18 protein-coding genes are annotated in these 22,567 nt (G+C 70.2%); 10 read left to right on the plus strand and 8 right to left on the minus strand.

Annotated elements, in window-relative coordinates:
• Positions 1-80: 80 nt before the first annotated feature.
• Positions 81-1,469, minus strand: a complete 1,389-nt coding sequence (locus NL115_RS10585; RefSeq protein ID WP_254829335.1) for a hemolysin family protein — start codon at positions 1,467-1,469, stop codon at positions 81-83.
• Positions 1,470-1,674: 205 nt separating this feature from the next.
• Here NL115_RS10585 and NL115_RS10590 point away from each other — a divergent pair, with 205 nt between their 5' ends.
• On the plus strand, positions 1,675-2,481 hold the full coding sequence (locus NL115_RS10590; RefSeq protein WP_254829336.1) for an enoyl-CoA hydratase/isomerase family protein: 807 nt from the start codon (positions 1,675-1,677) through the stop codon (positions 2,479-2,481).
• Between the two features lie 51 nt (positions 2,482-2,532).
• On the opposite strand, the gene NL115_RS10595 is transcribed toward NL115_RS10590, so the two are convergent.
• Positions 2,533-3,390 (minus strand): hypothetical protein, encoded by an 858-nt coding sequence (locus tag NL115_RS10595; protein WP_254829337.1) that lies wholly within the window; start codon positions 3,388-3,390, stop codon positions 2,533-2,535.
• 151 nt (positions 3,391-3,541) lie between these two features.
• Between NL115_RS10595 and NL115_RS10600 the strand changes: the two genes are divergently transcribed.
• Positions 3,542-4,912, plus strand: a complete 1,371-nt coding sequence (locus NL115_RS10600; protein ID WP_254829338.1) for a CapA family protein — start codon at positions 3,542-3,544, stop codon at positions 4,910-4,912.
• Positions 4,913-5,163: 251 nt separating this feature from the next.
• On the opposite strand, the gene NL115_RS10605 is transcribed toward NL115_RS10600, so the two are convergent.
• Positions 5,164-7,560: an oligosaccharide flippase family protein gene (locus tag NL115_RS10605; protein WP_254829339.1), complete on the minus strand. Its 2,397-nt coding sequence runs from the start codon at positions 7,558-7,560 to the stop codon at positions 5,164-5,166.
• Between the two features lie 34 nt (positions 7,561-7,594).
• Entirely contained in the window at positions 7,595-8,776 is a 1,182-nt protein-coding gene (gene glmU / locus NL115_RS10610) for a bifunctional sugar-1-phosphate nucleotidylyltransferase/acetyltransferase (protein WP_254829340.1), read from the minus strand.
• A gap of 233 nt (positions 8,777-9,009) precedes the next feature.
• Here glmU and NL115_RS10615 point away from each other — a divergent pair, with 233 nt between their 5' ends.
• The 4 genes from NL115_RS10615 to NL115_RS10630 are packed head-to-tail and all read left to right on the plus strand — an operon-like array spanning position 9,010 to position 12,396.
• Positions 9,010-9,867, plus strand: coding sequence for a DUF4129 domain-containing protein (locus NL115_RS10615; protein WP_254829341.1), 858 nt, complete (start codon positions 9,010-9,012; stop codon positions 9,865-9,867).
• Positions 9,864-10,457, plus strand: a complete 594-nt coding sequence (locus NL115_RS10620) for a DUF7269 family protein (protein WP_254829342.1) — start codon at positions 9,864-9,866, stop codon at positions 10,455-10,457. Before NL115_RS10615 ends, NL115_RS10620 begins: the two co-directional genes overlap by 4 nt.
• On the plus strand, positions 10,454-11,725 hold the full coding sequence (locus tag NL115_RS10625; protein ID WP_254829343.1) for a DUF58 domain-containing protein: 1,272 nt from the start codon (positions 10,454-10,456) through the stop codon (positions 11,723-11,725). The genes NL115_RS10620 and NL115_RS10625 overlap by 4 nt, the downstream gene beginning before the upstream one ends.
• Positions 11,722-12,396: a DUF7519 family protein gene (locus tag NL115_RS10630; protein ID WP_254829344.1), complete on the plus strand. Its 675-nt coding sequence runs from the start codon at positions 11,722-11,724 to the stop codon at positions 12,394-12,396. The genes NL115_RS10625 and NL115_RS10630 overlap by 4 nt, the downstream gene beginning before the upstream one ends.
• 281 nt (positions 12,397-12,677) lie before the next feature.
• On the opposite strand, the gene NL115_RS10635 is transcribed toward NL115_RS10630, so the two are convergent.
• Both NL115_RS10635 and NL115_RS10640 read right to left on the minus strand, forming a co-directional pair.
• Positions 12,678-13,301, minus strand: coding sequence for a hypothetical protein (locus NL115_RS10635; protein ID WP_254829345.1), 624 nt, complete (start codon positions 13,299-13,301; stop codon positions 12,678-12,680).
• A 68-nt stretch (positions 13,302-13,369) separates the two neighbouring features.
• Complete coding sequence (locus NL115_RS10640; RefSeq protein ID WP_254820911.1) at positions 13,370-14,338, minus strand: AAA family ATPase; 969 nt, start codon at positions 14,336-14,338, stop codon at positions 13,370-13,372.
• A gap of 477 nt (positions 14,339-14,815) precedes the next feature.
• Here NL115_RS10640 and NL115_RS10645 point away from each other — a divergent pair, with 477 nt between their 5' ends.
• From NL115_RS10645 to NL115_RS10655, 3 genes are all read left to right on the plus strand, one after another.
• Entirely contained in the window at positions 14,816-15,982 is a 1,167-nt protein-coding gene (locus NL115_RS10645; protein ID WP_254829346.1) for a hypothetical protein, read from the plus strand.
• Positions 15,983-16,470: 488 nt separating this feature from the next.
• A complete protein-coding gene (locus tag NL115_RS10650; protein ID WP_254829347.1) occupies positions 16,471-17,988 on the plus strand; it encodes an Hsp70 family protein in 1,518 nt (505 codons plus the stop codon).
• Positions 17,981-19,036 carry a J domain-containing protein gene (locus NL115_RS10655; RefSeq protein WP_254829348.1) on the plus strand — a complete coding sequence of 352 codons (1,056 nt, stop codon included), beginning with the start codon at positions 17,981-17,983 and terminating at the stop codon, positions 19,034-19,036. The genes NL115_RS10650 and NL115_RS10655 overlap by 8 nt, the downstream gene beginning before the upstream one ends.
• A gap of 271 nt (positions 19,037-19,307) precedes the next feature.
• Here the strand turns inward: NL115_RS10655 and NL115_RS10660 are convergent, their stop codons facing one another.
• Positions 19,308-20,192: a hypothetical protein gene (locus tag NL115_RS10660; protein ID WP_254829349.1), complete on the minus strand. Its 885-nt coding sequence runs from the start codon at positions 20,190-20,192 to the stop codon at positions 19,308-19,310.
• 314 nt (positions 20,193-20,506) lie between these two features.
• On the opposite strand from NL115_RS10660, the gene NL115_RS10665 reads away from it, so the two are divergent.
• A complete protein-coding gene (locus NL115_RS10665; protein WP_254829350.1) occupies positions 20,507-22,132 on the plus strand; it encodes a M99 family carboxypeptidase catalytic domain-containing protein in 1,626 nt (541 codons plus the stop codon).
• 127 nt (positions 22,133-22,259) lie between these two features.
• On the opposite strand, the gene NL115_RS10670 is transcribed toward NL115_RS10665, so the two are convergent.
• Positions 22,260-22,526, minus strand: a complete 267-nt coding sequence (locus NL115_RS10670) for a hypothetical protein (RefSeq protein WP_254829351.1) — start codon at positions 22,524-22,526, stop codon at positions 22,260-22,262.
• Positions 22,527-22,567 lie beyond the last annotated feature (41 nt).

Raw genomic sequence — 22,567 nt, forward strand, 5'->3', positions numbered from 1 at the left:
CGCCGGGATACGTCTCCCGGCCGTCTAACGTTTTCCCCAGGCGGTCGCTCGGTCACCGACGGCTGCCCGGTCACCGGCGGTCACTCGGGGTCGCCCTCCTCGACCGACGTGCGCTCGTCGACGGCTCGGTCGACCGGCCGGTCGACGGTCACCCGCACCTTCTGGATGCGGGTGTCCTCCACCTGTTCGGCCCGTAGCGTCACGTTCTGGTACTCGAACGTCTCGCCCTGCTCGACGAGCCGACCGGCACGGTTGAAGATGAAGCCGGCGATGGTCTCGAACTCCTCGCCCTCGGGCAGGTCGATGCCCAGCGCCTCGTTGACCTCGTCGATGTTGACTCCTCCACGGACCAGCACCTCCGTCTCGTCGATGAACTCGATCGGGTGTTCCTCGTCGCCGACCAGTATCTCGCCGACGATCTCCTCGAGGACGTCCTCCATCGTGATGAGGCCCCCGGTCGCGCCGAACTCGTCGATGACGATGACCATGTGGAGTCGCTTCTCGCGCATCTCCGTGAGCAGTTCGTCGACGTTCTTCGACTCGGGAACCTGGAGTGTCGGCGTGACGACATCGCTCACCTCGAGGTCGGTCGCGTCGTCGTAGTCGATGTCCTCCAGATTGCGGATATCGAAGATACCGACGATGTTGTCCAGCGATCCCTCGTAGGCCGGCAGGCGGGCGTGGCCCGACTGGATACACTGCTCGACCGCCTCCCGGACGGTCGCGTCCCCGGAGATGCCTTCCATGTCGAGCCGCGGGGTCATCACTTCCTTGGCAGACGCATCCGTGAACCGGAGGGCGCGCTGGAGGAGCTGGCGTTCCTCCTCGTCGAGCACGCCCTCGCGCTCACCCGTCTTGATGATGTTCCGGATCTCGTCACGGGTGACGTACGTCGACTCGATCGACGGGTTGCCGCCGGTGATCCTGTTGACGAGGCCGGTCAGGTAGTAGAACAGGGTGATGAGGGGCCACAGTACCTTCTCGACGACCTTCAGCCCCCGGGCGACGCGCCGGGCGTGGACCTCGGTGTTCTCGACGGCGTAGGACTTCGGCGCACTCTCGCCGAATATCAGCACCATCGAGGTGATACCGAGCGACGAGACGACGACTGCCGTGCCGGCGTCGAAGTAGAAGCCGACGATGGTCGTCGAGACCGAGGACATCGTGATGTTGACCATGTTGTTCCCGACGAGGATGGTCACGAGCAGGCGATGGGGGTCCTCCTTGAGTGCCTTGACCGCCCGTGCGCCGGGCAGGCCCTGGTCGACCATCGCGTCGATCTGGTGGGCCGGCAGGGAGAACATCGCGATCTCCGACGAGGAGAAGAACCCCGACCCCAGGAGGAGTAGCAATATCAGACCGACGCCGATCGCGGTGACTGTCGTCTGCCCCAGTTCGACCCCGGCGACCGGCACAGTGTACTGGAGGAGACCGGCCGCAGATGCTGCTGTGGGCAGGAATGACCACATACCACCACCGAACACCCGAACGGAAAAGTAACTCCTGATACGCCCCCTGTATCCAGCAGCGTCGTCGAACCCGCTCTCCGGCTGGGGATTCGACGAGGACGGGAGCGCCGGGGCCAGAATCCGAATCTCCTGCACCCCGGATATTAAACCCCCGCTCATCTGCCGAACAATGCCCTTGTCGGGTGGGCGTCACGGGTGGTACCGCATGACGGACGACCAGGAGTTCGACACCATCCGCCTCGAATCGCCCGCCGACTACCTCGCCGAGATACGGCTCGACCGGCCGGACAGCCTCAACACGGTCAACGAGCAGATGCTCGAGGACCTCGACGAGGCCATCGACCTGCTGGAGGCCAACGAGGGCGTCGACACGGACGTACGGGCCATCCTCATCCGGGGTGAGGGCGAGAAGGCGTTCTCCGCGGGCGCGGACGTGCAGTCCTCGGGCGCGATGAGCAACCGCGAGGGGGTCGAGCACTCCCGGAAGGGCCAGCGGGTCTTCGGCAAACTCCGCGAGAGCGACCTCCCGGTCGTGGCGGCCATCCAGGGGTACGCACTCGGAGGCGGCCTCGAACTGTCGATGTGTGCGGACCTCCGGGTCGCCAGCGCGGACTCGGAGTACGGCCTCCCGGAGCACAATCTCGGCCTCCTCCCCGGGTGGGGCGGCACCCAGCGGCTCCAGCGGCTCATCGGCGAGAGCGCCGCGAAGCAGGTCGTCTTCACCGCCGACCGGTTCGACCCCGAACGGATGCACGAACTCGGCTTCCTCTGTGAGGTGTACGACGACGAGGAGTTCGACGAGCGGGCCGTCGAGTTCGCCGCCAGCATCGCTGGCGGGCCGCCCATCGCCCAGCGCTACACGAAGCGCGCGATGCGCGAGGGCTGGGACAGCATGGACGCCGGCCTCGAGATCGAGGCGACGGCGTTCGGCCACCTGCTCGATACCGACGACCTCGCCGCCGGCGTGACGGCGTTCGTGACCGATCAGGAGCCGGAGTTCGAGGGCGAGTAACCGGCCGCCAGCGACGGTCGGTCGCCGCCTCCGTGCCGCCCGGTGACCGGCTTACCGTCGGTCGGCCAGCGCCACGGCCGTCGTCAGGACGAGCGCCCAGAGCCACTCGAACGTGCCGAGGAGCGACGTCCAGCCGGCCGCTGCGAAGCTGTTCGAACCGCCGCTCGTCGAGGTGGCTGTCGTGGTCGCCGTCGAGGTCGGTGTCGTCGTCGAAGTGGGCGTCGCCGTCGGGGTTGGCGTCGGGGTGGTGGTCCCCGTCGCTGTCGCCGTCCGGGTGGGCGTCGGCGTGCCGGTGGTCTGTGTGGCCGTCGCCGTGGGGGTGGGTGAAGGTGTCGGAGTCGGTGTCGAGTCGTCCCCGCCGAAGTCGAAGATACCATCGTCGTCATCGCCACCATCGGTCGTCTGGGTGGGTGTCGGCGTGGGCGTCGTGGTCGAGGTGTTCCCGCCGCCGGTGTTGTTCCCGGCTGTCGAGGTCCGGTTCGGCGTCGCGGTGGCGTTGTTCCCGCCGCTCCAGCTGAAGTTGCCACCGCCGCCGGATGTCGTCGTGGCCGTCCCGGTCGGCGCGGGGGTCGACCCGCCGTTACCGCCACCACCGGCGGTGGGCGTTCCGGCGCCCTGCTGTGCGGATTCGGTGGTGCTCGTCGCGCCACCTCCCGTCCCTGCCGAGGTGGGTGTCTCGTCCCCGCCCACCGACGGCGCGTCCGGCGCGACCGAGCCGCCACCCCCCATCCCGATGACGACGGCGACCCCGGCGACGAACAGGAGCGTCCCAGCGAGGAACAGCAGGAGCTGTCCCGGCGCACTGGCCGAGGCACTGCCGCTCGGGTCGGTGTCGGCTGTCGAACCCTGCTCCCTCCCGCTGGGGGTGCCGCTCTGGTGCCCCCCCCTGTGTCCTGCAGTCGCGTCCATCCTTCCCGGCTGTAGGATGTCCCCTCCAATTGTTACCGGGCCAGTAATCTTGCTTCTCGCGTCCTCGACCCGGTCCTCGGCTGCCGTTCCGCGGGTTGGGTGGTGCGTAACTAAGCCTGTCGCTGCCCACCCGCGAGCTAGACACCTGCCTATGACCGTCTCCTCTCCAGCAGCGTCGCCAGATGACGAGTCAGACGCGCCCCGGCTGTTCGTCGGGGGCGATTTCGTGCTTCCGGAACCGGGCGGCCGGGAGGTACTTGCCCCGGGACTCCACGAGCGCGTCGAGGGGGCCGACCTCGCCATGGTGAACCTCGAGGCACCCATCGACCCGGACTGTGACCCCATCGAGAAGTCCGGGCCGGCCAAGGCGTCCGCGGCGGGGACGGCGGACGTCCTCGCCGACTTCGGCGTGGATGCCGTCACGCTCGCGAACAACCACGCCATGGACTACGGAGCGGCGGGGCTTCGGCGGACGCAGCGTCGGTGTCGTCGCCGGGGCGTCGCGACCTGTGGCGCCGGCGAGGACCGCGATGCGGCCATGGAGCCACACCGGGCCGACCTCGACGGCACCTCCGTCGCCGTCTTCAGTTTCTGCGAGCAGGAGTTCGGCATCGCCGACGCGGGCTCGGCCGGGACGGCGTGGGTTTCACACCCCGACGCCCGACGACGGGTCGCCGCCGAGGCCGAGCGCTCGGATATGACCATCGTCGTGGCCCACGGGGGCGTGGAGTACGTCCCCTTCCCACCGCTGTCACGGCAGACCCAGCTCCGCGGGTTCGTCGAGGCCGGCGCCGACATCGTGGTCGGCCACCATCCGCACGTCCCGCAGGGATGGGAGGTCCACCAGGGGACACCCATCTTCTACAGCCTCGGGAACTTCCGCTTCGAGCAGCCCAGCCGGGAGAAGACGGACTGGGGGCTCGCGCTCGACCTCACTATCGAGGACGGCGAGCCGACCAGCGTCGACCTCGTCCCGACCGAGCAGCGTGACGGCACCGTCCACGAGATCGACCGTGACCGTGCGCTCGACGAGCAGCTCCAGTACCTCTACCGGGTGACCGAGCGGACCGCGCAGCGCGAGCAGCTCCGGGCCCACTGGCAGGAGACCGCCGCCCGGCTGTTCGAGCAGCGCTACACCGGCTGGCTCCGCCAGGGGACTGGTGCCCGCCTCCGGGACCAGATTCGCGACCCCGGCCAGCACGTCAGCCGGGACGCCGCGTGGGACGGCGACCGGCAGGACGAGATGCTCGTCCTCCTGAACGTCCTCCGCAACGAGTCCCACCGGGCGGTCATCGAGACGGCGCTCGGCCTCAAGACCGGTGAGTGCGAGGACGTGCGCACCGAGGAGGTCCGTGGGACCGTCCGCGAACTCGTCCAGTGGACCGAGGACCGACAGCTCTACGACCGCCCCTCGCCCGCCCGGGCGAACCTCGGGATGCTCGCGACACGCGTCTCGGAGTGGCTCCCCACGCTCTCCGACGACACCGGCTCCCGGGCCAGCGGCGACAGCGAGAGCGTCTGAGTGTCCGCATGCCCCTCTCGACCCCGGTCGTGTTCGGTCTCGCGCTCGTCGGATACTGGGTCGTTCTGTACTGTATCGCCAAACTATCCATTCTGTTCTATTCGTATGTTCAAAATGGCCCCGGTTGACCAGCGACGCTCGGAAAATCACGGGTTTCGATACCTGCTGACGTTGGTTCCGGGGATGCCTCCCGTGTCGAACGGGCGCGGCGTCGGTCGGTGTCCGAATCGCGTGCGCGGGAGACCGACTGTCTAGCGCCGCCACACGAGCAGTGCGCCCGCCACGGTCGTCAGCACGCCCGTCAGCTCCCGCAGGAGGCCGACGAGCCACCAGAGTCCCGGAGTCGGTGTCGGCGACGAGGCCGAGGTCGGCGTCGCAGTGGCGGTCGGCGTCGCGGTCGCCGTAGCCGTGGTGGTCGGGGTGGGTGTCGCGGTGGCTGTCGGCGACGAGGCCGAGGTCGGGGTGGCGGTCGACGTAGCCGTAGTGGTCGGGGTGGCGGTCGGCGTCGCGGTCGACGTAGCCGTGGTGGTCGGGGTGGCGGTCGGGGTGGCTGTGGGCGTCTGCGTGGCCGTCGGCGTTGAGCCACCCCCATCGCCGCTGGTTGGTGTGGTCGTCGGCGTCGACCCGCCGCCGTTCGTGGGCGTTTGTGTTGCTGTGGGCGTCTGCGTGGCCGTGGGTGTCGAGCTGCCGCCGCCGCTGGTCGGCGTCGATGGGGGTGTCGGACCGCTGCCACTGGTCGGCGTGGGCGTCGGTGTCGCACCGCTGTCGCTTGTGTGGGTCGGGTCGTCCCCGTCCGTCGGCGAGCCGGTGGCTGTCGGTGAGTCCGTCGGGCCGCCGGTCGGCTCACCACCGTCGGTCGGTGACGGCGACGACTGGCCGCCGCGGGCGGTGTCCGTGGGAGTCGGAGTCGCGGTCGGGTCGCCACCGCTGCCGCTACCGCCGCCCCCCGGTGCCGGCTCCGGGGGCTCGGTCGGCGTCGAGCGGACGGTCGGCTCCGAGCCGAGGTTCGGGTCGTGGATGCCGGCGGCGACCGCGATGCCGGCGACGAACGCCACGAGCCCCACGAGGAGGAGGAACCGGGTGAACAGCCATCGGCCGCGGCTCCGCGTGAACGGTGACACCGAGCCCGACGGACGCTCCAGCCGGGTGCGGAGCGACCGGGCTCTCGGCCCGATGGGGGCCGGCAGCGCCACCAGGACCGAGAGGACCTCCTCCGTGTCGATGGCGCCGGTCAGGAGCGCGACGGTCGCGTACAGCAGGAAGCCGACGGGCGGGACGACCAGCAGGGCGAGCCACCCGCGCTCGAAGGTGAGTGCGAGCGCGACCGTCGGGACGCCCGCGACGAGGCCCGTGAGCGCGATACGCGAGAGCCGCGCGTCGGCGAACGGCTCGTAGCCGATCTGCCGGGCGCCCCAGTAGTGGAAGACCGGGAGCGACCCGTAGCCGACACTGGTCGCGATGGCGGCGCCGATCATCCCGTACTGCGGGATGAGCAGCGCGTTCAGCGCGAGGTTGATGACCGCCGCCGCACCCGTCGCGGCGATGACGACCTTCAGTTCACCCTTCGCGTGGCTGATGGCGAAGATGGGCCGTGCGACGGCGAAGCCGAGCGTCCCCGGGAGCAACAGCAGCACCGGGAGGGCGGCGGACGCGTAGTCCTCGCCCAGGTAGATGGGGACGAAGTCAGCGGCGAGCGCGCCCAGTCCGATAGCCAGCAGGAGCGTGAACAGCAGGGTGTAGCGGGTCGCCTTCGAGGCCATCTCGTTGACCCGCTCGATGTCGTTGTCGGCCCACAGCCCGGACGTCGACTGGATAAGCACCGACTGGACGGAGCGGGGCACCAGCCAGAGGAACTGGACGATGACGAGCGCGCCCTTGTAGACGCCGGCGGTCTGGCTGTTCACGAATTCGTTGACCATCAGCACGTCGACGTGGTACATCGACGTCAGCAGGAAGATGTAGACGACCGTGAGGTAGTTGAAGTTGAACAGCTCGCGCCGCGGGAAGGCGGGTGTGGTCCCGGTGAGTGCCTCCCTGATGGAGATCTTCTGGACGATGAAGTAGAACGCGACCACGAACGCGAGCGAACTCGCGATTATCTCGCCGGCGAGGACGCCCTTGACGCCGAAGCCGAGCGCCGCCAGCGCCACCGCCGCGACCCCGAACGCCACCTTGTGGAGGACCTTGATGGGCTCGGAGATGTGCTCGAGTTCGAGCCCCATCAGCGCCCGGCGGACGTACTCGCGAAACTGCGCGGCGAGTGTGAGCACCGCCAGCAGGTAGAAGTACGGCTCGAACTTCGGGCCCATGAACCGGCCGATGATGCCGGTGTAGGCAGCGAGGGCCAGCAGCACTGCCGGGATGACCGCCAGCGCCAGCGCCACGCGGAAGTAGAAGCCGAACACCTCGCTGGCCCAGTCCTCGTGCCCGTCGCGCTCCTCCGCGAGGAACTTCCGGACACCGCTGTTGATGCCGGAGCTGACGAGGATCATCAGCATCCCGAACACCGCCATCACGACCCCGTAGGCCCCGTACTCCGCCTGACTCAGGAAGTAGACGAGGGCGGGCGTGATGAGGAAGGAGACCATGATGACCGCGATACGGCCCCCCGCGATGGAGAAGAACGCGGTGACGGTGTTGCGTTTCATGGAGGATGCGTGCAGTCGGGAGCCGGGCGCACTGTCACCGGTCGCGTGCGACCGTCTCGCCGGCCCCGGTCGTCGCCCCGACCGAGAGGGTGACGCCCGGTTCGAGGCTGGCGTTGATGCCGGTCTTGCTCTCGTGGCCGCAGACGACGCCGAACTTCCGGCGGCCGGTCGAGACGCGCTCGCCCTTCACCGTCAGCTCGACGTCGGCCCCGTCGTGGCGCAGGTTCGCCACCTGGGTCCCGGCCCCGAAGTTCACGTCACGGCCGAGGATGCTGTCGCCGACGTACGAGAGGTGTGCGACCGTCGCCCCGCGCATGAGGAGGCTGTTCTTCACCTCGACCGAGTGGCCGACCGTCGCGTCGGGGCCGACGACGGTCGACCCGCGGATGTACGCGTTCGGACCGACCGAGGCCCCCGACTGGACGAGCGCTGGCCCCTCGACGACGACGCCCGCATCGACCGTGGCGCCGTCCTCGACGACGACCGGGCCGCGAAGCTCGGCGTCCTCGTGGACCTCGCCCGCGACGGCGCCCTCGGCGTCCGCCAGGTAGCGCTCGTTGGCCTCCAGTAGCTCCCACGGCCGCCCGACGTCCATCCACCGCTCCATCTCGACCGGCCTGACGGTGTGGGTGTCCGTGACATCGGCCAGTACGTCCGTGAGTTCGCGCTCGCCGCGCTCGCTCGTGGACACCTCGAGCCGCTCCTTCGCCTCGGCCGGGAACCGGTAGGCGCCCGTGTTGACGAGGTCCGACGGCGGGTCGTCGGGCTTCTCCTCGATGCCCGTCACGACGCCGTCGTCGAGCGTGAGCACCCCGTAGTTCGTGGGGTCGTCGACGTGCTGTGCGCCGACGGCCGGGCCGCCCTCGAAGAACGCCGAGAGCGGTTCGGGGTCGTAGCAGTTGTCGCCGTTCAGGACGACGAACGGGCCGTCGATGTGTTCGCGCGCGGCGTGGACGGCGTCGGCAGTGCCGCGCTGTTCGTCCTGTTCGGCGTAGTGGACCGGGACGCCCCCGTGACTGTCGCCGAAGTGCTCGCGGACGGCCTCGCCGCGGTAGCCCACGACGAAGACCAGTTCGTCCGCGCCCGCCGCGACCGCGGCGTCGGCGACGTGGGCCGCCAGCGGCTGGCCGGCGACCGGAAGCATCGGTTTCGGGACCCCCCGCGAGAGCGGCCGGATCCGTGTGCCCTCGCCGGCCGCAAGGATGACTGCCAACATGGAGTTATCACCCCTTGCAGGGTCAGGGGGTTTATTATCGCGCGGCTAAGCGACACGACGGATTCCCCCGTGGCTATTGCGTGGTCCCGGCCGCCCCAGCTGCCGGTAGCGAGCGTCCTTCTCCGGCCCGTTCCCCGGAACTTCGGGTTACGGTGCCGATAATAATGCCCGATTCCCCGCGTGTGAGAGACGAGTGACTGTAGTCTCGCGACGCTCGACGGAGGTGCACCGCGATGAACCGGGATAGCTACCTCGCCCTGCTGCTCGCCGTCTGCTGTATCGGCGCGGCGGGGGTCTCGGCGACGACACTGAGCTCCACGCTCGAGCAGGAGCCCGACGACGTCGTCGACATCGACTTCTCGAAGCTCCCCATCGGCGAGGAAGGGGGCGAGGCCGCCAAGGGCGCGCTCGACGAGGAGAGCACGGAGAAGGCGAAGGTGGCGAAAGAGGGCTCGGAGGACGACTCGGACCTGCAGACACGCGGGTCCTCGAACGAGGAGGGCCAGAACGCCCCGAGTTCCGAGTCCGACGACGAGGGGAAGGAAGGTCCCGCCAAGAACTCCGGGCAGGAGGGCGAGTCCCAGGCCGCCCAGTCGGGAGACAGCGGTCGGCAGTTCGGGGCGGGCGACGGCAAGGGGATGGGCACCGGCGGGGAGCCGAGCCTCCTCCAGCGGCTGCTGAACCTGCTGATGGATCTCCTGCCGCTGCTCCTCCTCGTCCTCGCGCTCGCGCTGGCGTACCGGTACCGCTACCACCTGCTCGCACTGGCGCTCGCGATGAAGGGCGTCCTCGTCGGTGACGAGGTGGCATCGTCCTCGAGCGCGACGGCGTGGCCGAAGGGGACCCCATCCAACGAGGTCCATCGGGCGTGGCTGTCGATGGTCTCCGAGACGGGTATCGACGAACCCCAGCGGCGGACACCCTCGGAGTGCGCGACGGCCGCCATCGAGGAGGGCCACGACCCGGGTGCCGTCCGGACGCTGACCGAGACGTTCGAGGAGGTCCGCTACGGCGGGAAACCCGTGACCGACGAGCGGCGTGAACGGGCCCGGCAGGGGCTCGACCGCATCGGCGGAGGTGGGACCGTATGAGCCGGGCCCGGACGCTGCTCGGCACGCTGGGCCTCGTGGCCTTCGTGGTGGGTGTGTTCACCGTGTTCACCCCGGCGTTCGCGGCCGCTATCCCCGTCCAGGGTGTCGCCGAGTCCATCGGCGGGCCGTGGGTGTTCGTGGCCGCGTTCGGCGTCCTCGCGGTCGCCGTCGTGGTCGCGGTACTGCTCGCACGCGGTGTCGAGGGCATCGACGAGTCCCGGCCTCCGGACCCGGAGGACGTCTACCGCGTTCCACACCCGGGCCAGGAGTTCGACGACTTCGTCGAGGACGGCGTGGGCGTCCGCGAGCGACTGTTCGGCGACCGCCACCAGCAGACTCGCGAGCGGGTCGCAGCGGCGGCGCTCACGACGCTCGAGCGCACGCGGGGGCTGAGCCGTGACGAGGCGCGCGACGCCATCGCCCGGGGGACCTGGACCGAGGATGCCGCCGCGGCGTCGTTCCTCTCCAGCCGCCGGACGCCCGGCCTGAGCGAGCGCCTCGTCGCCGTCTTCCGTGGCGAGTCGACCTTCCAGCACGGCGCCCGACGCGCCGCCCGGGAGGTCTCGCGACTCCAGGGGGGAGACCGATGACGACCACTCGCAAGACGCGCCGCTGGCGTGGTGTCATCGCGGTCGCGCTGTTCGCCGGCGCCGCCGGCCTGCTGTTCAAGCGCCCCTCGGTCCTGCTGCTGTCGGTGGTCGGCGTCGCCTACGCCGCCTACCCGCAGCTCCCGACCGAACCGACCGTCTCGCTCGACCTCGAGCGGCGGCTCTCCGACGAGGACCCGAGCGACGGCGACGAGGTGACCGTCCGGGTCACGGTCCGCAACACCGGGACCGGCATCCTCCCCGACCTGCGCCTCGTCGACGGCGTGCCGCCGATGCTGTCGGTGACCGGCGGCACGCCGCGCCACGCCGCGACGCTCCGCCCGGGCGAGTCGACCAGCTTCTCGTACACGGTGACGGCGACGCAGGGGACCCACCGGTTCGAGCCCGCGACGGTCATCGCCCGCGATATCGCCGGCGCCGCCGAGGTGGAGACGGAGGTCGCCGCCGAGACCACCATCGAGTGCGTCGCGGAGGTGCCGGAGGTGCCGCTGCGCGACCAGACGAGCCAGCTCGTCGGTCGCATCGTCACCGACCAGGGTGGCAGCGGTGTCGAGTTCCACCGCACGCGCGAGTACGAGCGCGGCGACGACATGAGCCGTATCGACTGGCGCCGGTTCGCCCGGACCGGCGACCTCACGACGACGGAGTACCGAGAGGAGCGGGCGGCCTCGGTCGTCCTCTGTCTGGACGTCCGGGCGTCGGCCTACCGCTCACCCGGCGAGGAGGAGCCACACGCCGTCGCGCACTCGCTCGCGGCGGCCGAACAGCTCCTCTCGTCGCTGGCCGAGACGACCGACTCCGTCGGGCTGGCGTCGCTGGGCGGTTCCGAGGCGTGCTGGCTCCCGCCGGGGACCGGTCGCGACCAGGTGACGCGGGCCCGGAAGCTACTCGCGACGCATCCGTCGCTCTCGCCGTACCCGCCGGACGAACCCGCGGCGGCCGACCATAGCAGCGCGCTGACGGACCTCCGGCGGCGCCTCAGCAACGAGACGCAGGTCGTCCTGTTCTCGCCGCTCCTCGACGCGTTCGCCGTCGAGGCGGCGATGCAACTGGAGGCGACCGACCACGCCACGACGGTCGTCAGTCCGGACGTGACCAGCCCGGAGACGCCGGGTGGCCGGCTGGCCACGACCGAGCGGGCCAATCGCATCACCACGCTGCGCGAGTCGGGCATCCGGACCGTGGACTGGGACCCGTCGGAGCCGCTGGGAACCGCACTCATCCACGCACAGGAGCGGTGGTCGCGATGACCGACCGCAACCCCCTCGCGCTCAGTGGCGTGGCCTCGGTGCTGGCGGGGCTGCTGGCCATCTGGTTCGTCGCCACGTCGAGCCTCCAGCGGAACGCGCTGCTGGTCGCCGCGCTGGGGCTCGCCGGCGTCGGCATCGGCATCCGGCTCGCCCGCTACGACCACCGCCTTGTCGGTGCCATCCTCGGCGCCGGGGGGCTGGGTGGGCTCGCGGTCGCGTTCTCGCGACTCGGGCGTGGCTCGCTGGCCCAGCAACTGGAGTTCTATCCCGGGGTCATCGGGCTGCTCGTGCTGACGGCCGGGCTCGCGCCCGTCTACCGCAAGTACGAGCGCCCGTACGTCACCGTCGGCACCGCGCTGGTCTTCGTGAGCGTCGTCACCGCCGGGGTCGTCCAGAGCGCGACCATCTGGAACCTCCTCGCCGGGGGCGTCGCCACGGTCGTCGCGTGGGACCTCGGCGAGCAGGCCATCAACCTGCGCAACCACGTCGGCGGCGACGCCCGGACGTGGCCCGTCGAACTCACGCACGCCAGCGCGGCGGCCGCGGTCGGCGGCGGGGCGATGTTCCTCGCCATCTTCGTCGAGAACGCGAACGTGACGGGCGTGCCGCTGGCCGGCCTCGGCGTCATGCTCGGCGCCGCGGTCGTACTGACGACGGCGCTGTACAACTGACTGGCCTCCCCCCGTCGGTCGGGGCCGCCCGACACGGCTCGGGCCGCCCTGCTCGCCTGCCCGGGCGTCGGCCGGGCGTGTCGGCCGGAGACGACCGGCGTACGGGGCCCCTCGGAATCGCGCCGGCAGCTATCCGCTCCCGACGCTCGGAACGGTGTTTCTGTGCTATCGAATGCTTCTGGTCATTGTAGCTCGGTATCGGAAAATATGGGGGTGGTTATCGTTCTGTGTGGGTGTTTCTCCCATTCCGGGGCCACTGTGACGGCCGGCCCCCCGTCCACTCAGAACTCGTAGTTCTCGAACTGCGTCGGCTCCTCGCCCTGGTCCTCGGTCGTGAGGTTACCGTCCTCCAGATCGGCGAGGATGACCTGCCCGCCGTAGCCGAACTCCGTGTCGTGGCCACGGACGACGACCTTCGAGCTGTCCGGGTCCACGGTCCGGGCGGTCATGAAGCGGTCGGTGGTCCGGGGCTCGTCGAACGATTCGCGGACGATGCGTTCGCCGTCGAGCGTCTCCAGTTGCCACCAGTCCGCGCCGCCGGCATCGGCCGGTGGGCTCAGGGTGACCGACAACTCGTAGCCGCCCCCGGTCTCGTCGAGGGACAGTCCGACCACGTCCGTCTCGGGCGTCGGCGTCCTGGTGGCAGTCCCGGACGGGGTCGCCTCCTCGCCCGTCCCCCCCTCCGAACCCCCGGAGCCCCCGAAGCTGCCGTCCCCGAACTCACTGCCGCCGAGGCTCTTGACCTGCTCCGGGACGAGGCCGGAACAGCCCGCGAGGAGGGTCGCGGCGACGCCGCCACTCGCGGTCAGGAGGCGTCTGCGGGTGGCCGACCGCGGCGCTGTGCGGTCGGATTCGGCGTCGGCGTTCACGTGCGAGTCGGCGCCGGTACCGGTGGAATCAGGCATCGTCGAGGATGAGATGGACAGCCGGTTTGTTATGCGGAAGATAACGGCGCTCCGGTCGCGAGGCCGCCTCAGGCGGATGCGCGGGCGGTCTCGTAGTCGACCGTCGGAACCGGGAGGTCGTTCAGCAGGTCGCGGACGACCTCGTCCTTCCCGACGTTGTTGACGCGGGCGTCGGCCGTGAGGACCAGCCGGTGCGAGAGGACGGACGGGGCGATGGTCGTCACGTCGTCGGGCGTCGCGTAGCCGCGACCACGGATGGCCGCCAGGGACCGGGCCGCCTCGAACAGCCGCTGGGTGCCACGCGGGGAGACGCCGGCCTTCACGCGCTCGTCCTCGCGGGTCGCTCGCGAGAGGTCCGCGACGTACCGCCGGAGGTCACGCTCCATGTGGACCTGTTCGGGGCTCTGCTGGAGCTTCTCGGGCGCGCCCTCCGAGCAGACCCGCGACACCGTCGGGGACTGGTTCGTCCGGTCGGCCCGGCGGTCCAGCAGCTCGAGCTCGCCATCGTCGTCGGGGTAGCCCAGGCTCGTCTTGATGACGAAGCGGTCCTTCTGTGCTTCGGGCAGCGGGAAGGTCCCCTCCTGCTCGACGGGGTTCTGGGTGGCGATGACGAAGAACGGGTCCGGGAGGTCGTGAGTCTCCCCGTCGATGGTGACCTGTCCCTCCTCCATCGCTTCGAGCAGGGCCGCCTGTGTCTTCGGCGAGGCGCGGTTGATCTCGTCGGCCAGCACGATGTTCGCGAAGATGGGGCCGGGATTGAACTCGAACTCGCGGGTCTGCTCGTTGAACACGTGCGTCCCGGTGACGTCGTTCGGGAGCAGGTCGGGTGTGAACTGGATGCGCGAGAACGAGAGACCGAGTGCTTTCGCGAAGCTCCGCGCCGTCAGGGTCTTGCCCGTCCCCGGGACATCCTCGAGCAGCACGTGCCCCCGCGAGACGAACCCCGTGAGGACGGTCTCGAGGACCTGCTCGTCCACGATGACCGCGTTGGATATCTCGTCGAGAATCCGGTCGCACTCCTGCTGGACCTTGTCCATGGCTGGACGAGGCCGTCAGTCTAGGTTATTATCGGTCACGTAACCGGAACTCCTCCGTTCCACCTCGAACCTGCCCCCGACGACCGATACTCCGGGTGACTGTATCGGGACGGCGAATATCCCTCTGCGCCGGCGCTGTGGATACCGGGGTGAAAGGGACGGGGATACTGACGGCGGCGGGGATACTGACGGCGGCGGCGGGGATACTGACGACGGGTCCCGAGTCCGACCGAACGGTGACGACGAGCTAACCAACTGCGGGTCGGGCGGCCCTCGGCGGCGGTACGCCAGCGGGCTATAACCGGTCTCCCGGTCACCCCCGGGGATTTATGCCAACTACTCCGGCTGCCCGGAATGCTTTATACAGGGCGTTAGACGCCCGTTTTCGGCATTACCTTGCCCATAACTACCCCTGTGTCTCTTCCACGTACGGGACGCGATTACACACAAATGACACGAACGATAAACAGCATCGCGATGGCGACCGCCCTGGTCCTCTCGGCAGCCCTCGTGGGTGTCTTCGCGACGGCACCCCCGGCAGTCGGGACCGCCGACGCGACGACCAGTAGCACGTCGCCGCACGGTGCGGATGCGAACTTCACGACCCGTCTGGACAACAACGCCCCCGGAGTCACGACGGCGAACGAGTACTACGCCTCGGGGCTCCGCAAGGACATGCAGGCGATGCACACCATCGTGCTCACGTCCGAAGCGTTCCAGTTCGACAGCTGTAGTTCCTCCCAGGTTCGGGCCTTCGGTATCGACCGGGGCAACGACGACCCCGGCACACAGACCGACGAGAGTCTGCTCTCGGCGTACAAGAGCATCTCCTTCGAGAAACACCAGATAACGGTGAAGTTCTACAAGGAGGACCAGCTCGCCGGCGGGCCGGTCGGCGTGAAGTCCGCCGACCAGATCGTCGCCCGCGGGGACAACTGTATCCAGAACCCCAGCGAGCCCGGCTGGTACCAGATCAACGGCAAGATCAACGGCAGCACGAACGGCGACACCACGACGGACTTCTCGCAGGACACCACCAGTCACTACATCCCTGTCTGCGACTGTGAGAACCGACAGGAGGCCGAGGAGAAACTCGGCCCGCCGCCGAGCAGTGACGGCGGCGGTGAGTCGACGGCGACTCCGACCGAGAGCGGTGACGGCGGTGAATCGACGGCGACTCCGACCGAGAGCGGCGGCGGCGAGTCGACGGCGACTCCGACCGAGAGCGGTGACGGCGGCGAGTCGACGGCGACTCCGACCGAGAGCGGTGACGGCGGCGAGTCGACGGCGACTCCGACCGAGAGCGGTGACGGCGGTGAATCGACGGCGACTCCGACCGACAGCAACAGGCAAGGTCAGGGAACGACCACCGGCACGAGTACGTCCACGGGCAACACCACCGGGACGGCGAACGCGACCTCGACCGGGAACACCACCGGGACGGCGAACGCGACCTCGACCGGGAACACCACCGGGACGGCGAACGCGACCTCGACCGGAAACGGCGGTGGCTTCACAGATGGCGGCTCGCAGAACGACACGCCATCACCCACCAACTCCGGCGGTCAGCCCGGCTTCGGCCTCGCGGCGGCGTTCGGTGCGCTCGCCCTCGCCGGTCTGCTCGCTCGCCGGCAGCGTAACTGACTCCTGACCCACACGCTGAGCGACGCTCCCTTCTTTTCGCGTCACGTCGCTGAGCCACGCGGTCGGTGGTCGGATCCTCACACGGGCCGGTCTCGTCCTGCCCGGCGACGTCATGTCGACACCCACCGCGATATCGTCCCGCTGGGGTGGTTTACCCTCCGAATAACTACACACGTGGCCGGTGTACCGACGGATGGCGCTCGGCAGCGAGCGTCACTGGCTGTCTGCGCCCGACGCGACCGCGTCTCCGCGTTCGCCCGGGTGCACCGACCCCCCCCACCCCACACCACCACACCGCCACCACCACCACCACAGCACGGTGTGGTTCCCCCGGCAGTGCCCCCCCGCTGCCGGGTTCTACTTCGACGCCCGACGGGCCTACCCACCGACCGGGTGTCGCGTGTCCTGCGACGCCACAGAACGCTCGTTCTGCCGGTTACGACGGCCATAACTACCAGTCCCGACCGGATAGTCCGGTCCAGATACAGATGACCCGAGGCCACGCCGTCGGCATCGACTTCGGGACGACCAACAGCGTCGTCGCACACGGGACCGTCGCCACGGCCGGAGTGCTCTCCGGTCCGTCCGGGGACCCGCTCCTGCCGTCGGTCGTCTCGCTCACCGACGACGGGGCGCTGGTCGGCCGCGAGGCGACAGAACGGGCGGCAGAGCGCCCGGCCGAGACGGTGGCGGGCATCAAGCGCCACCTCGGCGAGGAACACACCGGCGTGACCGCCCCGGACGGGACCGAGTACACGCCCGAACAGATCGCCGCACTCGTCTTCTCGCGGCTCCGGGGGCGCGCGGAGGCCGCCCTCGAGGGACCGGTCACCGACGCCGTCGTGACGGTGCCGGCGTACTTCGGCCACCGCCAGCGCACGGCCGTCCGCCGGGCCGCCGAGATTGCCGGGCTGGACGTCCGTCGTCTCCTCAGCGAGCCGACCGCCGCCTGTCTCGCCTACGGGGTCGGCGCCGCCGACGGGAGCGAGGCCGAACTGGTCCTCGTCTACGACCTCGGCGGCGGGACGTTCGACGTCTCGCTGGTCGACGTCAGCGGCGGCGTCTACGACGTGCTCGCCTCGAAGGGCGACACGCGGCTCGGGGGCAACGACTGGGACGACCGCATCATCGAGTGGTATCGCTCGCAGCTCGATTCGTCGGCGACCGAGACGCCCCGGACCAGCGCGCGCCTGCGCAAACTCGCGAAGCGGGCCCGCCACGACCTGACTCACCACGAGTCGACGACGGTCGAACTCCCGGCGCTCGGGATGAACGACCCGGCCGAGGCGACGCTCACGCGCGAGACCCTCGACGACCTGACCGGCGACCTCGTCGAGCGGACGCTCGACATCTGCGACGACGTGCTGGCCTCGGCCGGCCGGAACCCGTGGTCCATCGACCGACTCCTCCTGGTCGGCGGCGCGACCCGGATGCCACAGATTCGCGAGGCCGTCTACGACTTCTTCGGCGACGTCCCCTCCGAGGACGTCGACCCCGACCAGGTGGTCGCGACCGGCGCCGCCATCCAGGCCAGCATCATCCACGACGGGCCCGAGACGAACGACGAGCAGGACGCCGTGATGGTCGACGTGGCGCCGCGGCCGCTCGGGGTCGAGACGATGGTCGACGACGAGGCGGGCTACTTCTCGCCAGTCATCGAGGCCCAGACCTCCATCCCGGCCTCGCGGACACGCCACTACCGGACCGTGCGTGACGACCAGCGCTCGGTCTCCGTCCGCGTCTACAGCGGCGAGGCCGAGCGCGTCGCGGACAACGAGTACCTCGGCTCGTTCGTGCTCCGGGGGCTGCCGAAGGCCCCGGCGGGCGAGGTCGGTGTCGACGTGACGTTCACGGTCACCGAGAACGGCCTGCTGGAGGTGGAAGCCGCCGAGAACGAGACGGGCCGGGCCGTCGACGTGACCATCGAGTCGCCGTTCGACGGGCCCGACGGCGAGGTCCGAAAGGCCCGCGAACAGCTGCCGGCCCTCGAGCACGCCGATGCGTGAGGATGCGACGTTCTACGAGGTTCTGGGCGTCGACGCCGACGCCAGTACCGGGACCATCGAGGACGCCTACCGCGAGAAGGCCAGGGAGTACCATCCGGACGTGAGCGACCGGCCGAACGCCCGCGAGGAGTTCCAGCGTATCAACCGGGCTCGCGAGGTCCTCACCGACTCGACCGAGCGCGCGCGTTACGACCGCCTCGGGCACGAGACGTACCTCGACCGCCAGCGCCGCGGACAGCCCACGGCCGACGACACGGACGCCGGTGACCCCCCGCCCCAGCGGCGCGAGTCGGCCGCGAGCGGGGCAACCGAGGCCAGCCACCGGACCCGCCGGACCAGAACGGGGGGTGGGGCGGCCGACGGCCGCTCGGAACGACCGGGCGCAGCCGGGTCTGCCCGGTCGGGGGCGGACACGGTGGACGAGCGCCGCGCGCGCGGCGCCTCGGGCGGGACGACACCGGGGTGGTTCGCGCTCCACGAGGTGCTCTCGGCGGCGGCACTGCTGGCGGCCGCTGGCGGTGTCGTGGTGGGTGCGGCCCTCCTCGGCGGGACGCTGTCCGGACCGACGAACGTGCGACTGTTCCTCGTCGGGTGCTGGACGGTGGTCGCGGTCCTCGCGGGAACGCTCGCCGCGCGGAGCGGCCCGGCGCTCCCGGACGACGTCGTTCGGGTCCACGCGCTCCCGCTCGCGCTGTTCGTGAGTGCCTGGTACCTCCGCCGGGTCGACGGGGGGGACCTGCTCGTCGGTGGGCTCCTCGCGTACGGGGCGTTCGCCGCGCTGTTCCGGACCTCGGCGCTGGTTGGGCGGGACAGGGGGTCGACGCTCCGCCCGGCGCTCGTCTGGTTCCTCGGGACGGCGCCGGCCGTGCTGGTACTCTCCGCGTCGCGGGTCCCGGTTCCTGGACGGGTCGCCCCCGTCCCCACCAGGGAACTCGGCAGCGGAGTGGGTGGCCTCGCCCCCACGGTGGCAGTGGCGCTCGCGCTCGGGGCGCCCGTCGCCGTCGCGCTCGGCTACGCGTTCGTGCGACTGGGTCGGGCGCTGGTCTGAGTCTCGGGCGGACCGCGACCCGCCCAGAACGGTACGCTGCAGTCTCGTTCGGGTGCGCAACCATCCACGGCGAGCGGTGAGGTTCCGCCGTGGGACTGTTCGCACGGGTGTGCCCACGGCGGGCGGAGACCGTGTGGACCTGAGGGGCGCCCGGTGGACGGAGTGCGGCGTGCGGGACACCGTCGGTCAGGTCGCAGGCGGGTGGCCGGGAGAATGTGAGTCAGCGTCGGGCCGCGTCTTCAGGCGCGGGAGGAGGTCGATCGACCGCCTCCTAGAGCCCGATGGGGTTCAGGATGGGGTCGAGCGGTGACGTCGGCGCCGGTGTCGGTGTCGAGGTACTCGGTGGTGTCGGCGTCCCGCCGTCGTCCGGCAGGAGCGGCAGCCCACCGTCATCCGGCGGGGTCGGCGTTCCCTCCGGCAGGGTCGGTTCCGGCGTCGGTGTGGGCGTCGGTGTGGGCGTCGGTGTGGGTGTCGGGTTGGGCGTCGGTGTGGGGCTCGAGGTGGGCGTCGGGGTAGATGCCGGGGTCGGGGTTGGAGTCGGCGTCGGTGAGTCGGTCGCCGTCGCAGTCGGCGAGGCCGTCCCCGTCGGGGATGGTGTTCCCGTCGGTGTGGCTGTCGCCGTCCCCGTCGCCGTGGGTGTGTTCGTCGCGGTCGGCGAGGCCGTGCCGGTCGCCGTGCCGTTGGCCGTCGCGTTGGCCGTGCCGTTCGGGGTGGGTGTCGGGGTCGCGGTGGCGTTCGGTGCGGCCGCGCCACCGCCGCTGCCGCCGGTGCCACTACCTGTGCCCGCGCCGTCCGAGAGGGTGAACAGGTTGAACGGGCCGACCCACGGGCCGGCGAGCGCGAGCAGGGCGAAGAACACGACGGCCGCGAGGACGGCGAGGACGGGGAGCAGCGGCCCGTCCCCGTCGAAGAGCCGCTCCTCGACCGCCGCGAGCCCCGCGATGCCGGTCGCTGTGCCGGCTGCACTGCCGGCCGCCCCACCGCCCCCCGAACTGGCTGGTTCGGCCGGCGCCTCCTCCATCAGGTCCGGCTCGGTGGTGTCGCCGCTGGCGAGCCAGCCCTCGAAGTCGAAGCCGTCGACCTCGAACGGCTCCTCGTTGGCGGCGGGCTCCTCGTCCCCGCCGGGAAGCCAGTCCGCCACGGTTACCCCCTCCATCTCCGGCGGGCCGGCTGCCCCGCTGACGGTCGACGAGTGGTTCCCCCGGTGAGGTGTATCAGGTCTCCAATATTTTGCACGCGTACAACCAGTCGCCGGAACCGTTTGCTTATGCTCCGGGTATGGCCTCGAAACGGTTCGGGTAATCGTTCATACCCTTTTTGTACCGGGGGTGTGCCACCGGTCGCCGGTCCCGCCGGCCGACCAGCCTGTCATCCGACTCCGACAGGCCACTTTCTACGGGGTAACTCGACCCGCTTACCTATATGTAAGATAGAGTATATGTCTGGCGACGGTGTTGGTTCGGATACGAGATGCGCGACACACCCACCACCACGGACCCAACCGGCACCGCGGACGCGAGCAGCGAGAACTCCGGCCTCTCCCGCCGGAGCTTCGTGAAGGCGGCCGGCATCGTCGGCCTCGGCACCGCCGCCCTCTCCAGCAGCGCTTCGCCGGCCCGTGCCGCCCCGAGCTCCGACTACACCATCTTCGAGAACACCGTCCACGAGCAGCCCGTTCACGTCTACGAGGCCGCGCGCGACGGCCCGACCACGCTGGTCGTCGGTGGCATCCACGGCGACGAACAGGCCGGCTATCGTGCGGCCGACCAGATCGCCGACTGGACCGTCGACCGCGGGAAGCTCGTGGTCGTCCCCCGGGCGAACCCGCAGGCCATCGCCGCCGACCACCGCCCGTGGAGCAACGACCTCAACCGGCAGTTCCCGCCGACGGACGAGGAGTGTTACTCCCGCCTGGCGCGAGGGCTCTGGGCTACCATCGAGTGGCACGACCCCGACTGGGTGTTCGACCTCCACTCCTCGCGTGGCATCTACAAGTCCGGCGACGGCGGCGTCGGGCAGGCGCTGTTCCCGACGTGGACGGACCCGTCGCGCTCCAGCGGGGAGCAGACGGTCGCGTCGCTCAACGCGGAGTTCGACCTCTCGGGCGACATGGCCTACCGGATGGGCAACACGCTCGACGCCGACCGCGACCTGTTGATGCACCGGGTCGCGGGCGTCCTCGACCGACCGGGGTTCCTCTGTGAGTCGACCGAGAAGGCGTCGCTCGACGAGCAGGTCGCATGGCACCTGTTCACCGTCGAGCACGTGATGGCCCAGTACGGCCAGCACCGCGGTGTCGCCGGGCGCAGCGCCGACGGCCCGGTCGCGGAGCGGCGGACCATCTCCCTCGACGACCCGTGGGACTCGTACTCGCTCTCCGGGAACTACGAGCACCCGGTCGTGCTGGCACCGGCGCTCTCCTACGCCGGCCCGCAGCCGGCCCACAGCCGCGTCCGCAACGTCTCCCCCGACGGCTTCGAGGCGAGGGTCGAGGAGTGGCTCTACCAGAACGACGTTCATTACCCCGAGAGTGCCGGGATGCTGGCCCTCGAGGCGGGCTCGTACACCCTCTCCGACGGCCGCTGTGTCGAGGTCGGCACCACGACGGTCGGCCATCAGTTCGAGAGCGTCTCGTTCGGGTCCGACTTCGGGACGACGCCCGTGGTGCTGACCCAGAGCCAGACCGTCGACAGCGACGGCGACCCCATCGTGACCCGGACCCACGACGTCTCGACGGCCGGGTTCGATGTCTGTGTCCAGGAGGAGGACGGCGAGGAGCACGGCGGCTACCACTCCCCCGAGACGGTCGCCTACGTCGCCATCGAACCGGGGCTCGGCGCCGTCAGTAACTGCGCCTCCGAGGCCGGGCGGACGACGGCCGACGAGAACTGGACCCGCATCGAGTTCGACCAGTCCTACGCGGACCCGGTGTTCCTCGCGTCGGTCGAGTCGTACGCGGGCTGGAACTCGGTCAGCGTCCGCTACCGCAACCTGACCGGCTCCAGCGTGGAGGTCATGCTCGGTGAGGAGCAGAGCGCCGACGAGGAGCAGGGCCACGTCGACGAGTCCGTCGCCTACCTCGTCCTCGAGGGCTGAGCCGCAGCGTCACGACCGTGGTGGGTCGAGGCCGCCTGGGGGCGGCCGCCAGTGCGTTTCGCTGTCGAACTGTTCTCGCTGCCCGTTTCCGTCGCTCTCGCGCCGTGCGAGTACCCGCTACTTCCCTTCAGCCGCCGGCTCGGGACGAGGCGGCGACGCGACGGTACGTGGTGGCCACGCTGACCGCCCCGGCGACCAGCAGGAGTGCAACGGCCAGCAGCGCGGCGGTGTCGGCCATCGACTCGACCCACGCCCGGAAGCCCCGCCAGTAGCCCGTCTCGAACGCGAGCCAGCCGCCGAGGACGACGCCCGCGGCGAGGCCGCTGACCGTGACGACGAGGTGACTCGCGAGCAGGACGGCGCCGTTCGTTACTGTTGAATTGTTCTCTTTCATGGGTTGTCGGTTGGATTGTGTGTTAAATGGCCGTGTTGTTC

Source organism: Haloglomus salinum (genome assembly GCF_024298825.1).
Taxonomy (GTDB): Archaea; Halobacteriota; Halobacteria; order Halobacteriales; family Haloarculaceae; genus Haloglomus; species Haloglomus salinum.